The sequence below is a fragment of the Arminella tubonensis genome (assembly GCF_003240585.1).
Lineage (GTDB): Bacteria > Pseudomonadota > Alphaproteobacteria > Rhizobiales > Rhizobiaceae > Rhizobium > Rhizobium tubonense.
Genome location: NZ_PCDP01000040.1, coordinates 183181 through 196274 on the forward strand (window position 1 = coordinate 183181; position 13094 = coordinate 196274).

General features: G+C 59.0%; 14 protein-coding genes. 13 read left to right on the forward strand and 1 reads right to left on the reverse strand.

Annotated features, from left to right (window positions below; all coding sequences use genetic code 11):
* Positions 1-27: 27 nt before the first annotated feature.
* Entirely contained in the window at positions 28-582 is a 555-nt protein-coding gene (locus tag CPY51_RS21205) for an ABC transporter substrate-binding protein (protein WP_111162206.1), read from the reverse strand.
* 165 nt (positions 583-747) lie between these two features.
* On the opposite strand from CPY51_RS21205, the gene CPY51_RS21210 reads away from it, so the two are divergent.
* The 13 genes from CPY51_RS21210 to lipA all read left to right on the forward strand — a co-directional run bounded on the left by CPY51_RS21210 (position 748) and on the right by lipA (position 13085).
* Positions 748-1626 (forward strand): MurR/RpiR family transcriptional regulator, encoded by an 879-nt coding sequence (locus CPY51_RS21210; RefSeq protein WP_111162207.1) that lies wholly within the window; start codon positions 748-750, stop codon positions 1624-1626.
* A 128-nt stretch (positions 1627-1754) separates the two neighbouring features.
* Entirely contained in the window at positions 1755-2639 is an 885-nt protein-coding gene (locus CPY51_RS21215) for a VOC family protein (protein WP_111162208.1), read from the forward strand.
* Positions 2636-3481: a 3-deoxy-8-phosphooctulonate synthase gene (kdsA, locus tag CPY51_RS21220; protein WP_111162209.1), complete on the forward strand. Its 846-nt coding sequence runs from the start codon at positions 2636-2638 to the stop codon at positions 3479-3481. The genes CPY51_RS21215 and kdsA overlap by 4 nt, the downstream gene beginning before the upstream one ends.
* A 168-nt stretch (positions 3482-3649) precedes the next feature.
* Entirely contained in the window at positions 3650-4924 is a 1275-nt protein-coding gene (gene eno / locus CPY51_RS21225; RefSeq protein ID WP_111162210.1) for a phosphopyruvate hydratase, read from the forward strand.
* Positions 4925-5054: 130 nt separating this feature from the next.
* The gene (locus CPY51_RS21230; RefSeq protein ID WP_111162211.1) at positions 5055-5366 is read left to right on the forward strand and encodes an FtsB family cell division protein; all 312 of its coding nucleotides are present in this window, start codon (positions 5055-5057) and stop codon (positions 5364-5366) included.
* Positions 5367-5522: 156 nt separating this feature from the next.
* A complete protein-coding gene (gene pdhA, locus CPY51_RS21235; RefSeq protein WP_111162212.1) occupies positions 5523-6569 on the forward strand; it encodes a pyruvate dehydrogenase (acetyl-transferring) E1 component subunit alpha in 1047 nt (348 codons plus the stop codon).
* Between the two features lie 18 nt (positions 6570-6587).
* Positions 6588-7970, forward strand: a complete 1383-nt coding sequence (locus CPY51_RS21240; protein ID WP_111162213.1) for a pyruvate dehydrogenase complex E1 component subunit beta — start codon at positions 6588-6590, stop codon at positions 7968-7970.
* Positions 7971-7985: 15 nt separating this feature from the next.
* On the forward strand, positions 7986-9326 hold the full coding sequence (locus CPY51_RS21245; protein ID WP_111162214.1) for a pyruvate dehydrogenase complex dihydrolipoamide acetyltransferase: 1341 nt from the start codon (positions 7986-7988) through the stop codon (positions 9324-9326).
* Positions 9327-9345: 19 nt separating this feature from the next.
* Positions 9346-9987, forward strand: coding sequence for an SGNH/GDSL hydrolase family protein (locus tag CPY51_RS21250; RefSeq protein ID WP_111162215.1), 642 nt, complete (start codon positions 9346-9348; stop codon positions 9985-9987).
* Positions 9988-10044: 57 nt separating this feature from the next.
* Positions 10045-11511, forward strand: coding sequence for a dihydrolipoyl dehydrogenase (gene lpdA / locus CPY51_RS21255; RefSeq protein ID WP_111162216.1), 1467 nt, complete (start codon positions 10045-10047; stop codon positions 11509-11511).
* A gap of 52 nt (positions 11512-11563) precedes the next feature.
* Entirely contained in the window at positions 11564-11818 is a 255-nt protein-coding gene (locus CPY51_RS21260; protein ID WP_111162217.1) for a GlsB/YeaQ/YmgE family stress response membrane protein, read from the forward strand.
* A gap of 13 nt (positions 11819-11831) precedes the next feature.
* Positions 11832-12080 carry a GlsB/YeaQ/YmgE family stress response membrane protein gene (locus CPY51_RS21265; RefSeq protein WP_111162218.1) on the forward strand — a complete coding sequence of 83 codons (249 nt, stop codon included), beginning with the start codon at positions 11832-11834 and terminating at the stop codon, positions 12078-12080.
* A 33-nt stretch (positions 12081-12113) separates the two neighbouring features.
* Complete coding sequence (gene lipA, locus CPY51_RS21270) at positions 12114-13085, forward strand: lipoyl synthase (RefSeq protein ID WP_111162219.1); 972 nt, start codon at positions 12114-12116, stop codon at positions 13083-13085.
* Positions 13086-13094: the final 9 nt, after the last annotated feature.

Genomic DNA, 13094 nt, shown 5'->3' on the forward strand with positions numbered 1-13094 from the left:
AATTGTACCCGCCTACGTTGCTTTCGATCACGAGCGCGTTCTTGCCATGCGACGAAACCACGCCGCAGAGCAAAGCAATTCGTCAAAAGTCTGTGGTGCCTCAGACTTTGTCTCTTCCAAAAGCGCCTTGGAGTACCAGAAGTTGACCGTATTATAGATATAGGGCAGTTGAACGTGCCTGCCTGCCTTGGCATAGAGGTCGAAAGTACCAGGAAGAAAGGCTTCGGTGGTTGCCGGATCCAGAATGCCATCGACCTCGTAGCCCAGATCGTCTTTTTGCAAGCCGCCTGCTAGCTCGTTTGCGTCCTGGTCCATAAAATCAATGGGAATTCCTGCCTGAAGGGCTCCGCGAAGCTTTGTCTGGTTTTGCCGGCCGTTCCACGCAACCTCGAAGGTGACATCCGGGTGGCTCTTGGTGTACGCGGCCATGATTTGCGACAGCGCTCGCGCTTGAGGTTCTGGCTCGTTCCACATGGACCAGAAGACAAGCTTGGTATCCGCCAGCGCGTTGTTAGGCACGCTGAGTGACCCGGCGAGAAGCATAGCAATGCCAAATGATTTAGACCGAAGAACGGGCACCATTCAAATCCTCCCTAAAAAACTAATAAACAATCAATAAAACAATGCAGACGAACCTAGCCTAAAAACGTAATTATGCAAACATAATTTTGCGCGCATGACGCTTATAAAGTAGCGCCACTAGCTTTCTCGGCTGCGCCGGGTCTGGAATATTGCTGGAGTGACACCATGGAAATAACGAGCAATCTGATCGAGACAATCAGGGCCGAAATTGAGACATTTAATCGAGCGGAACGACGGGTGGCGGAAGCCATCTTGTCGGATCTCGCAGGTGCGACACGCCTGAGTATTCGGGAACTCGCAAGCCGCGCCGAAGTGAGCGAGCCCACCATAGTTCGTTTCTCGCGCCGCTTGGGTTGCGACGGATTTTCGAGCCTCAAGCTGAAGCTTGCGCAGGATTACGCGTTGGGTAGGCTTTATTTCGATACCTCGCCAGAGGGCAGCGAACCATCGGACGTGGTAGAACAAGTATATCGCTCAGCAAATCGAGCTCTTGCTTCCGCGCGTGATCAGTTTGTGATGGAGACTTACGAACAGGCAGCGCTTTTGATCAACAATGCCAGTCGGGTATTCTGTTTCGGGGTGGGCGGCAGTTCGGCAAATCTTGCAGCTGAAGCGGAGGATCGCCTATTCCGCTTGGATGTTCCCGTCTCTTCCACAGCTGATCCCTATAAGCAGCGCATGATGGCGGCAATTTCCGGGCCCGGCGACGTCTTCCTGATGTTCTCTACCACTGGCAAGCCGCAATCGCTGATCGACAGTGCTGAAGTGGCGCGAAAGCTGAAAGCTGACGTAATCGCTGTCACGAGACCGCAAACACCTCTTGGAACTCTGGCAAATGTCCATTTGAGTTTGTCGATTGCTGACGATGAAGTTTATTACAATTTACCCAACCCGGTTCGCTACGCCCAGCTTCTTGTACTTGATTGCTTGGCCATGATGATTGCTGCGTCACGGTCGGATGTGGCTGCGCGCAAACTGAGGCGTATCCGGATGGCGCTGGTTTCGTTGCATGGCCCAACACAGGCGCAACCAATTGGCGACTAGTTTGAAACGCGCCTATTGCAATTGCTCTGGCCACGTCCCGCCAAGGCCGACTAGCCGCTTCCACGCATTTTCGGCTTGAAACCGACTAAGGAAAGGAGCAAACCGGGCGCCGTTGAGAGGGAACAACGATGCTCGCAATACACCCGGTTGATCACCTCGTGCTGCCGACGGTCAATATCGATTTGGCGCGCGAACGGTTGGGTAAGCTCGGTTTTGCCGTAGCACCGGATGCGCGACATCCGTTCGGCACCGAGAATGCCTGCATCTTCTTTGCGGACGGCACCTATTTGGAGCCGTTGGGTGTTGCGAGCCTCGAAGAATGCGAAAAGACCGCACGCGAGGGAAATGTATTCACCGCCCGCGATCAGGCGTTTCGCTTCCGCGTCGGCGAGGATGGCTTTTCGGCCGTCGTATTTGGGGCGAACGATGCGAAAGCGGATGACGCCCGCTTCCGCCAGAATACGATATCTGCTGGCAAGATGCTGCAATTTGCGCGGCCGATGCGCATGCCCGATGGATCCGAATCGACTGCGGGGTTCAACCTTGCTTTTGCCGCGGATTTGCGGGCGCCGGATTTTTTCGCCTTTTGTTGCGAGCGCACCAATCCTTTGCCTGCTGATCGTGGAGCACTGGAGCATCATGCAAATGGGGTCGTGGGCATGGCTGAAGTAGTCTTGTCGACGTCGCGTCCGGCGGCCTTTCGCAGCTTTTTCGAACTTGTTTCCAATGGCGCCGAGATCGTCGAGGGCTCCTTCGGTATCAACGTCAAGACGCCGAATGTTTGCATCGCGGTCATCAATTCACAGGGCATGCAGGCCTTCTTCGATCTTGATGTATCGAGGGAGGATGCAGGACTGCACGCGAAGGCGATCGTCTTCAAGACAAGCGATCTTTCCGTGACAACGTCACATTTGACTGCTAACGGCGTGACCTACACGCGCAAGAGCAACCGCGTTCTGGTAAAGGCAGCGCCCGGGCAGGGCGCGCTGTTCGCTTTCGAGGAGATATCATGAGCAACCCGACCAATTCCACAGTGACAGCGGGCGAGGGCGCGGCCAAAGTCGCGTTTTCAAATACTGGCCGACTGTCCCTGATTGCTGGCCCCTGCCAGATGGAGAGCCGGGAACACGCCTTCACCATGGCGGGTAAACTCGTCGAGCTTTGCGGCAAGCTAGGGATTGGTCTGGTCTACAAGTCGTCCTTCGACAAGGCTAACAGAACGTCGCTTTCCGCCCAGCGCGGCATCGGCCTGGAAAGTGCCATGGAGATATTCGCCGACCTGAAGAAGGAATTCGGCTTTCCCGTTCTCACCGACATTCATAACGAAGAGCAGTGCGCCATCGTCGCAAAGACCGTCGATATTCTCCAGATTCCGGCCTTCCTGTCTCGCCAGACCGACCTTCTGGTCGCGGCTGCCAAAACAGGTCGAGTGATCAACGTCAAGAAGGGCCAGTTCCTGGCGCCCTGGGACATGAAGAACGTGCTCGCCAAGCTGAATGACAGCGGCAATCCGAATATCCTGCTTTGCGAGCGCGGCGCTTCCTTCGGGTACAATACCCTGGTCTCCGATATGCGTTCGCTGCCAATCATGTCGGCGATGGGCGCGCCTGTCATTTTCGACGCCACCCATTCCGTGCAGCAGCCGGGCGGGCAGGGCTGCTCCTCTGGCGGCCAACGCGAATTCGTGGAAACCCTGGCGCGTGCCGCCGTTGCCGTCGGCGTTGCCGGCGTCTTCGTGGAGACCCATGAGGATCCCGATCACGCGCCCTCCGACGGGCCTAACATGGTTCATCTGAAGGATATGCCGCGGTTGCTGGAAAAGCTGCTGGCCTTCGATGCCATCGCCAAAGCATGAATTCGCCTAAAGCCCGAATTCCGGGGAACATTCAAAAGCCTGACATGATCTTGCTTTACCCGGCTATAGGATGTTCCCTTTGATCGACGCGCGGATCGGCATTGTAATTTCCGCGCCTTCGATTAAGAGATTTCAATCGATTTATAACCTAGCGAGCAGGAAGCTATCATGACCGCAATCACCGACATTATCGCCCGCGAGATCCTCGACAGCCGTGGCAATCCCACCGTTGAAGTCGATGTCTATCTCGAAGATGGCAGCTTGGGCCGCGCTGCGGTCCCATCGGGCGCCTCGACCGGCGCGCATGAGGCCGTCGAATTGCGCGACGGCGGCAAGCGCTATCACGGCAAGGGCGTCGAAAAGGCGGTCGAGGCGGTCGACACCGAAATCTTCGACGCACTCGGCGGTATCGATGCCGAGAACCAGATCCAGATCGACAACATCATGATCGAGCTGGACGGCACGCCGAACAAGTCGCGCCTTGGCGCCAACGCAATTCTGGGCGTGTCGCTCGCCGTTGCCAAGGCAGCAGCGCAGAGCGCCAACCTGCCGCTCTATCGCTACGTTGGCGGCGCGCATGCCCGCCTGCTGCCGGTCCCGATGATGAACATCATCAACGGCGGCGCCCACGCTGACAATCCGATCGACTTCCAGGAGTTCATGATTCTTCCGGTCGGCGCCGAGACGTTCCGCGACGCCGTGCGTATGGGATCTGAAGTCTTCCACGTCTTGAAGAAGGAGCTGTCGGCTCAGGGACATAACACCAATGTCGGCGACGAGGGTGGCTTTGCGCCAGGCCTGTCGAGCGCACCGGCGGCACTCGACTTCATCATGAAGTCGATCGAGAAGGCTGGATACAAGCCGGGCGAAGACATCTACCTCGGCCTTGACTGCGCCTCGACTGAATTCTTCAAGGACGGCAAGTACGTCCTTGAAGGCGAAGGCCGCACGCTCGAGCCGGGCGCCATGGCCGAATACCTCGCCGAACTGGCTGGCAAGTATCCGATCCTTTCGATCGAAGACGGCATGGCTGAAGATGACTGGGACGGCTGGAAGACGCTGACCGACCTTATCGGCAAGAAGACCCAGCTCGTCGGCGACGATCTTTTCGTCACCAACTCCGCGCGCCTTCGCGATGGCATCCGGATGGGCGTCGCTAATTCGATCCTCGTCAAGGTCAATCAGATCGGCACGCTGACCGAAACGCTCGATGCCGTTGAAACGGCGCACAAGGCTGCCTATACCGCTGTCATGTCGCATCGCTCAGGCGAAACGGAGGACTATACGATCGCCGATCTTGCGGTTGCCACCAACTGCGGCCAGATCAAGACCGGCTCCCTGTCGCGCTCCGATCGTCTTGCCAAGTACAATCAGTTGATCCGTATCGAAGAGCAGCTGGGACCTCAGGCGGAATATGCCGGCCGGTCTATGATCCGCGCTTGATATAGAAGCCATTTCCACATCTTAAGCCGCGCCTTCGGGCGCGGTTTTTTGTTTGCCTGCGCATAGTCAACGGTCGGTTAATGAATGGCCCTTAGTGTCTGAGTCCAGGATTTGACGTCGAGTGGCGAGCATGTGGACAAAATATCATAAGAAGAGAAGACTGGGTCGCTTCGTGCTGCCGGCCATGACCGTCGCCTTTCTCTCCTATTTCGGTTATCATTGCGTCCATGGCGATTATGGGCTGCGCGCGACAGAGGTTTTCGAGCAGCAGCGTATCGCGCGCCAGCAGGAACTCGCAGTTCTTGTCGCCAAGCGCGAACACTTCGAAAAAGAGGTGGCGTTGCTGAGCGATGGCTCACTCGACAAGGACATGCTCGACGAAAAAGCCCGCTATCAGCTCAACTATTCCCGCCCGGATGAAATCGTTGTTTTCAACAAGTGAACGCTAATTAACCTATTTCCGGTTAATCGGATATTTTTATTATTTTTCATGGCCTTATGCCGAATACGAGCCATGCATTTATGGCATTGCTGCAGCGGACAATCTTCCCTATGTTACGCGCACCATTGAGCGATGCAATCACATAGGGAGGGTTGAATGGCGCCGCGAAAAAACGCGACCGTTTCCAGCCGCAAGGTCACTGCCAAGCCTGCACGGAAAGAATCGAACGGCGGCGCAATTGCCGAATTCGACCAGAATACTGAGCTCAAGGCTTATCGTGAGATGCTGCTCATCCGCCGCTTCGAAGAGAAGGCCGGACAGCTTTATGGCATGGGCTTCATCGGCGGCTTCTGTCACCTCTATATCGGCCAGGAAGCTGTGGTCGTCGGCATGCAGCTGGCGCTGAAGGATGGCGACCAGGTCATCACCGGTTACCGCGACCACGGCCATATGCTGGCAGCAGGTATGGAAGCCCGCGGTGTCATGGCGGAGCTGACCGGGCGCCGCAGCGGCTATTCCCACGGGAAGGGCGGCTCCATGCACATGTTCTCCAAGGAAAAGAATTTCTATGGCGGCCACGGCATCGTCGGCGGCCAGGTGTCGCTCGGCACGGGCCTTGCGTTTGCCAACCGCTACCGCGGCAATGACAATGTCAGCGTTGCCTATTTCGGCGATGGCGCGGCCAACCAGGGCCAGGTCTACGAAAGCTTCAACATGGCGCAGCTCTGGAAGCTGCCCGTTGTCTACGTGATCGAGAACAATCGCTACGCCATGGGTACTTCAACTGCCCGCTCGACGGCGCAGGCCGATTTCTCCAAGCGTGGCGCTTCCTTTGGCATTCCCGGCATCCAGGTCGATGGCATGGACGTCCGCGCCGTCAAGGCCGCCGCCGACGAGGCGATCGAGCATTGCCGCGCCGGCAAGGGTCCGATGATCCTCGAGATGCTGACCTACCGCTATCGCGGTCACTCGATGTCGGATCCGGCAAAGTACCGTTCAAAGGACGAAGTGCAGAAGATGCGCTCCGAATCGGACCCGATCGAGCAGGTTCGCCAGCGTTTGTTGGAGAAGGGCTGGGCAACCGAAGAGGACCTGAAGGCGTTCGACAAGGACGTTCGCGACATAGTCGCCGACAGCGCCGATTTCGCCCAGGCCGAGCCGGAGCCGGATGCATCCGAACTCTACACCGATATTTTGCTCTGAACGGGGAGGGATAATCCAATGCCTATCGATATTCTTATGCCCGCCCTCTCCCCGACGATGGAAGAAGGCACACTTTCGAAATGGCTGAAGAAGGAAGGTGACAAGGTCACCTCCGGCGACGTCATTGCTGAAATCGAAACCGACAAGGCGACCATGGAAGTGGAAGCCGTTGACGAAGGCACGATCGGCAAGCTGCTGGTCGAGGCCGGGACCGAAGGCGTCAAGGTGAATGCGCGCATCGCGGTGCTTCTCCAGGAGGGCGAGACGGCCTCCGATATGTCGACTGAGAAAGCGCCACCTGCCGCCGAGCCGGTAAAAAGCGAGGCCCCTGCCGCTGCACCTGCGCCCGCACAGGCGCCGGTCGCTGCCGAACCAAAAGCATTCGTGCCGAACGATCCGGAAATTCCCGCCGGCACGAAAATGGTTTCGACAACCGTGCGTGATGCACTGCGCGATGCCATGGCCGAAGAAATGCGCCGCGACGAAAACGTCTTCGTCATGGGCGAGGAAGTGGCGGAGTACCAGGGCGCCTACAAGGTCACCCAGGGGCTGCTGCAAGAATTCGGCGCACGTCGCGTTGTCGATACGCCGATCACCGAACACGGCTTTGCCGGCGTCGGCGTCGGCGCTGCGATGGCCGGTCTGAAGCCGATCGTTGAGTTCATGACCTTCAATTTCGCCATGCAGGCGATCGACCAGATCATCAACTCCGCCGCCAAGACGCTTTATATGTCCGGCGGCCAGATGGGTGCGCCTATCGTATTCCGCGGCCCGAACGGTGCCGCCGCGCGCGTCGGTGCGCAGCACAGCCAGGACTATGCTGCATGGTACAGCCAGATCCCCGGCCTCAAGGTCGTCATGCCTTACACCGCATCCGACGCCAAGGGCCTGCTGAAGGCCGCGATCCGCGATCCGAATCCGGTCATCTTCCTTGAAAACGAAATTCTCTACGGTCAGCATTTCGAGGTGCCCGACGTGGATGATTTCGTTCTGCCGATCGGCAAGGCGCGCATTCATCGGCCAGGCAAGGACGTGACGGTCGTCTCCTTCGGCATCGGCATGAGCTATGCCGTCAAGGCGGTGGCCGAACTCGAGCAGCTCGGCATAGACGTCGAACTGATCGACCTGCGCACCATCCGCCCGATGGACCTGCTGACGGTGATCGAATCGGTCAAAAAGACCGGCCGTCTGGTAACTGTCGAGGAAGGCTATCCGCAGTCCTCAGTCGGTACCGAAATCGCCACTCGCGTGATGCAGCAGGCTTTCGACTACCTCGATGCGCCGATCCTGACGATCGCTGGCAAGGACGTTCCGATGCCGTACGCTGCCAATCTCGAGAAGCTGGCACTTCCGAACGTCGGTGAAGTCGTCGCTGCGGTGAAAGCCGTCTGCTACAAATAAGGGGAGGGTCTTTAGATGCCTATCAACATCACAATGCCTGCCCTTTCTCCGACGATGGAAGAAGGCAACCTTTCCAAATGGCTCGTCAAAGAGGGCGACACCGTAAAATCCGGTGACGTGCTCGCAGAGATCGAGACCGACAAGGCGACGATGGAAGTTGAAGCGATCGACGAGGGCACGGTTGCCAAGATCGTCGTTCCCGCCGGGACCGAAGGCGTCAAGGTCAACGCACTGATTGCGATCCTTGCAGCCGACGGCGAGGACGTAAAGGCCGCGGCAAGCGGTGGAGGGGCCGCAGCTGCCCCAGCAACCGCCTCCAAGATTGCCGAGCCCTCGACTGTCAAGGCCGAGACTGCACAGCCGGCGCAAACCTCCACACCGGTTTCAGCCCCCGCAGCTACATCCGCGCCGAACAGCGGCAACCGCGTGTTCTCGTCACCGCTTGCCCGTCGTCTGGCCAAGGAAGCCGGCGTGGATATCTCGGCAGTGTCCGGCTCCGGGCCGCACGGCCGCGTCGTCAAGAGCGATATCGAAGCAGCGGTCTCCGGCGGTACAGCCAAGGCTGCGCCAAGCGTGGCACCTGCCGCCGCCCCAGCTCCAGTCAGCGCTCCGAAGGGCGCTTCGGAAGAAGCGGTTCTCAAGCTGTTCGAGCCCGGCTCCTACGAACTCGTGCCGCATGACGGCATGCGCAAGACCATTGCCAAGCGCCTGGTCGAATCCAAGCAGACCATCCCGCATTTCTACGTGACCGTCGATTGCGAGCTTGATGCGCTCCTGGCGCTTCGCGCCCAGCTCAACGATGCCGCTCCGCGCAAGGACAGCGCTCCGGCCTACAAGCTCTCGGTCAACGACATGATCATCAAGGCCATGGCGCTGGCGCTGCGCGATGTCCCGGATGCGAACGTCTCCTGGACCGAAAACAACATGGTCAAGCACAAGCATGCCGATGTCGGCGTTGCCGTTTCCATTCCGGGCGGCCTGATCACGCCGATCATCCGCAATGCTGAACTGAAGACCCTGTCGGCCATCTCCAACGAGATGAAGGACCTCGGCAAGCGCGCCAAGGATCGCAAGCTGAAGCCGGAGGAATACCAGGGCGGCACGACCTCGGTCTCCAACATGGGCATGATGGGCGTCAAGGATTTCGCCGCGGTCATCAACCCGCCGCACGCAACGATCCTCGCGGTCGGTGCCGGCGAACAGCGGGTCATCGTCAAAAAGGGCGAGATGGCGATCGCAACCGTCATGAGCGTTACTCTCTCGACGGATCATCGCTGCGTTGACGGCGCGCTCGGAGCAACGCTCCTGGCAGCTTTCAAGGGCTATATCGAAAACCCGATGGGGATGCTCGTCTGAGCATTGAGCGGAGGCCGAAATGGTGAAGACCGTTCTTTGCTATGGCGATTCCCTGACCTGGGGCTATGACGCCGATACGATCGGGCGTCATGCCTTTGAAGATCGGTGGCCGAGCGTGCTGCAGGAGGCGCTCGGCGATCAGGCGCGCGTCATCGCCGAAGGGTTGAACGGACGCACCACGGCTTTTGACGACCACCTTGCCGATTGCGACCGCAATGGCGCCCGTGTGCTGCCGACCATCCTGCAGACCCATGCGCCGCTCGACCTCGTTGTAATCCTGCTCGGCACCAACGATATGAAGCCTATCGTGGCGGGTTCGGCCTTTGCCGCCTGCCAGGGTATCGCCCGGTTGGTGCGCCTTGTTCGCGGCCACGCCTGGCCTTTCGACTATGAGGTGCCGGAAATCCTGATCGTCGCGCCTCCGGTAATCTGTGAAACTGCGAATGCGCCTTTTGCAGCATCATTCCCGGGAGGGGTCGAGGAGTCTTCCAAGCTCGGGACGCTCTATCGCGATCTGGCCGATGAGCTGGCTTGTGGATTTTTCGATGGGGCTTCTGTTGCCGTTACGACACCGCTCGACGGCATCCATCTCGACGCAGAAAACACGCGGGCGCTCGGTCGTGGCCTTGAGCCGATCGTGCGGATGATGCTCGGACTTTGAACGATATGAGGCTGGCCCTGGGCTTTGTCGGGCCGCCAATGAAAAGGCAGGAAACATATGGCTGAGAACTACGACGTCATCATCATTGGGTCCGGCCCCGGCGGCTATGTCGCAGCGGTGCGCGCCGGCCAACTGGGTCTGAAGACGGCGATCGTCGAGCGCGAGCATCTGGGCGGCATCTGCCTGAACTGGGGCTGCATTCCGACCAAGGCGCTGCTGCGCTCGGCCGAAGTGCTGGATCACGCCAATCATTTCAAGGACTACGGACTTGTTCTTGAAGGAACGGTAAAGCCTGACGTCAATGCCGTGGTGGCGCGCTCGCGTGGCGTTTCGGAGCGTCTCAGCGGCGGCGTTGGCTTCCTGATGAAGAAGAACAAGGTCGACGTAATCTGGGGTGAAGCCAAGATCACCAAGGCTGCGAGCGGTAGCCAGCCGAATGAGATCGTCGTCGTCAAATCGGCAAAGCCGATCGTTCAGCCGCAAAATCCGCTGCCGAAGAATATCAAGAGCGCTGAAGGCACCTACACTGCCAAGCATGTCATCATCGCCACGGGCGCTCGTCCGCGCGCGCTGCCCGGGATCGAGCCGGACGGCAAGCTGATCTGGACCTATTTCGAGGCGATGAAGCCTGACTTCCTGCCGAAGACATTGCTTGTCATGGGATCCGGCGCGATCGGCATCGAGTTTGCAAGCTTCTACCGCTCGATGGGCGTCGACGTGACGGTGGCTGAAGTCATGCCAACGGTCATGCCGGTCGAGGACGCCGAGATTTCCGGCATAGCGCGCAAGCAGCTCGAGAAGCGCGGCCTGAAGATCATCACCGACGCGAAGGTCACCAAGGTCGAGAAGGCTGCCAACAGCATCACCGCCCATGTCGAGACCAAGGACGGCAAGGTCCAGCAGATCACCGCCGATCGCATGATCTCCGCTGTCGGCGTTCAGGCCAACATCGAGAATCTCGGCCTGGAAGCGCTCGGCGTGAAGACGGATCGCGGCTGCGTTGTCATCGATGGTTACGGCAACACCAACGTGCCCGGCGTCTACGCCATTGGCGACGTTGCCGGCCCGCCGATGCTCGCACATAAAGCGGAGCACGAAGGTGTCGTTTGCGTCGAGAAGATCGCCGGCTTGCCGAATGTTCACCCGACCGACAAGAGCAAGGTCCCGGGCTGCACCTACTGCCAGCCACAGGTCGCCTCGGTCGGTCTGACGGAAGCCAAGGCAAAGGAACTGGGACGCGATATCCGGGTCGGCCGCTTCCCGTTTTCGGCCAACGGCAAGGCGATTGCACTCGGCGAAGACCAGGGGCTCTGCAAGGTCATCTTCGACAAGAAGACCGGCGAACTGTTGGGCGCGCACATGGTTGGCGCTGAAGTCACCGAGCTGATCCAGGGCTTTGTCATCGCGATGAACCTGGAGACGACGGAAGAGGAGCTGATGCACACGATCTTCCCGCATCCGACGGTCTCGGAAACGATGAAGGAAGCCTCGCTGGATGCATACGGCCGGGCGCTGAACGCTTGATAATTTCCTGATCCGCTCTCTATTCGGGTGGAAGACAGGAAAGGAAATCAACATGTCTATCATATCGCAGCCTTGGGTCATTTTTCTGCTGATCGGCCTGGTGGCGGGCTTTCTCGCCAGCTTGGTCGTCGGAGGCGGCGGTCTGATCAGTTGCCTGTTGAGTGGCATCATCGGAGCTTTCGTTGGCGGGTTCCTCTTTCACGCATTGGGGATTTCGCTCGGCATCGAGAACGTCCTGGTGGTCGAGATCATTCATGCGACGGTCGGGGCGATCGTTGTGGTCATTCTGGCGAGAGCCATAGCTTGAGGGCGAGGGACTGATGGAAGGCGTGGGCTGGATCGGGGCAATCATCATCGGCGGACTTGCCGGCTGGCTGGCCGGCAAGCTGATGGAAGCAAGGTACGGGGTTCTCCTGAACATCGTACTCGGCATTGTCGGTTCGGTGGTCGCGACAGCGATCCTCGGGCAGTTTCATGTCGAAGTGGCCGGCGGGCGCCTCGGCTACTTCGTCACAGGTTTCCTCGGCGCATGCCTTCTGATATTTTTCGCCAGGCTCGTCCGGCGTTAGGTTTGCCGCAAGGCTGCGGCAGAAAGAAAGTTCATGGTCACGATTCTCGACACGATCAATCCCGAAGCCAGGCGGGTTAGGCATCCGGAGAAGGCGCATAAGCCGGACACGGAAGTTCTGCGCAAGCCGGACTGGATTCGCGTGAGAGCGCCGACCTCGAAGGGCTATGCCGAGACCCGCTCCATCGTCAAGGAGCACAAGCTCGTCACTGTCTGCGAGGAGGCCGGCTGCCCCAATATCGGCGAGTGCTGGGACAAGAAGCACGCGACCTTCATGATCATGGGCGAGATCTGTACCCGCGCCTGCGCCTTCTGCAACGTCTCCACCGGCCGCCCGAATGCGCTCGACATGGAAGAGCCTGAAAATGTCGCCAAGGCGGTCAAGCAGATGGGTCTCAGCCACGTTGTCATCACATCAGTCGACCGCGATGATCTCGCTGACGGCGGCGCCGAGCACTTCGAGAAGGTGATCTGGGCGATCCGGGCGGCTTCGCCGCTGACCACGATCGAAATCCTGACGCCTGACTTCCTGAAGAAGCCGGGCGCGCTGGAGCGCGTCGTTGCCGCGAAACCCGACGTTTTCAACCACAACATGGAAACCGTTGCCGGCAACTACCTGACGGTTCGCCCAGGGGCGCGCTACTTCCATTCCATTCGTCTGTTGCAGCGCGTCAAGGAACTCGACCCGACGATGTTCACCAAGTCGGGCATCATGGTCGGCCTCGGCGAGGAGCGCAACGAAGTGCTGCAGCTGATGGATGACCTGCGCACCGCCGACGTCGATTTCCTGACCATCGGCCAGTACCTACAGCCGACCCGCAAACACCACGCCGTCATGAGCTTCGTAACTCCCGATGAGTTCAAGTCCTACGAGACCGTCGCCTACACCAAGGGCTTCCTGATGGTCGCGTCCAGCCCGCTCACCCGCTCATCCCACCACGCCGGCGACGACTTCGCCCGGTTGCGCGCCGCTCGCGAGAAAAAGGTGCTGCTGGCTGCGGAATGAGCGGAGCAC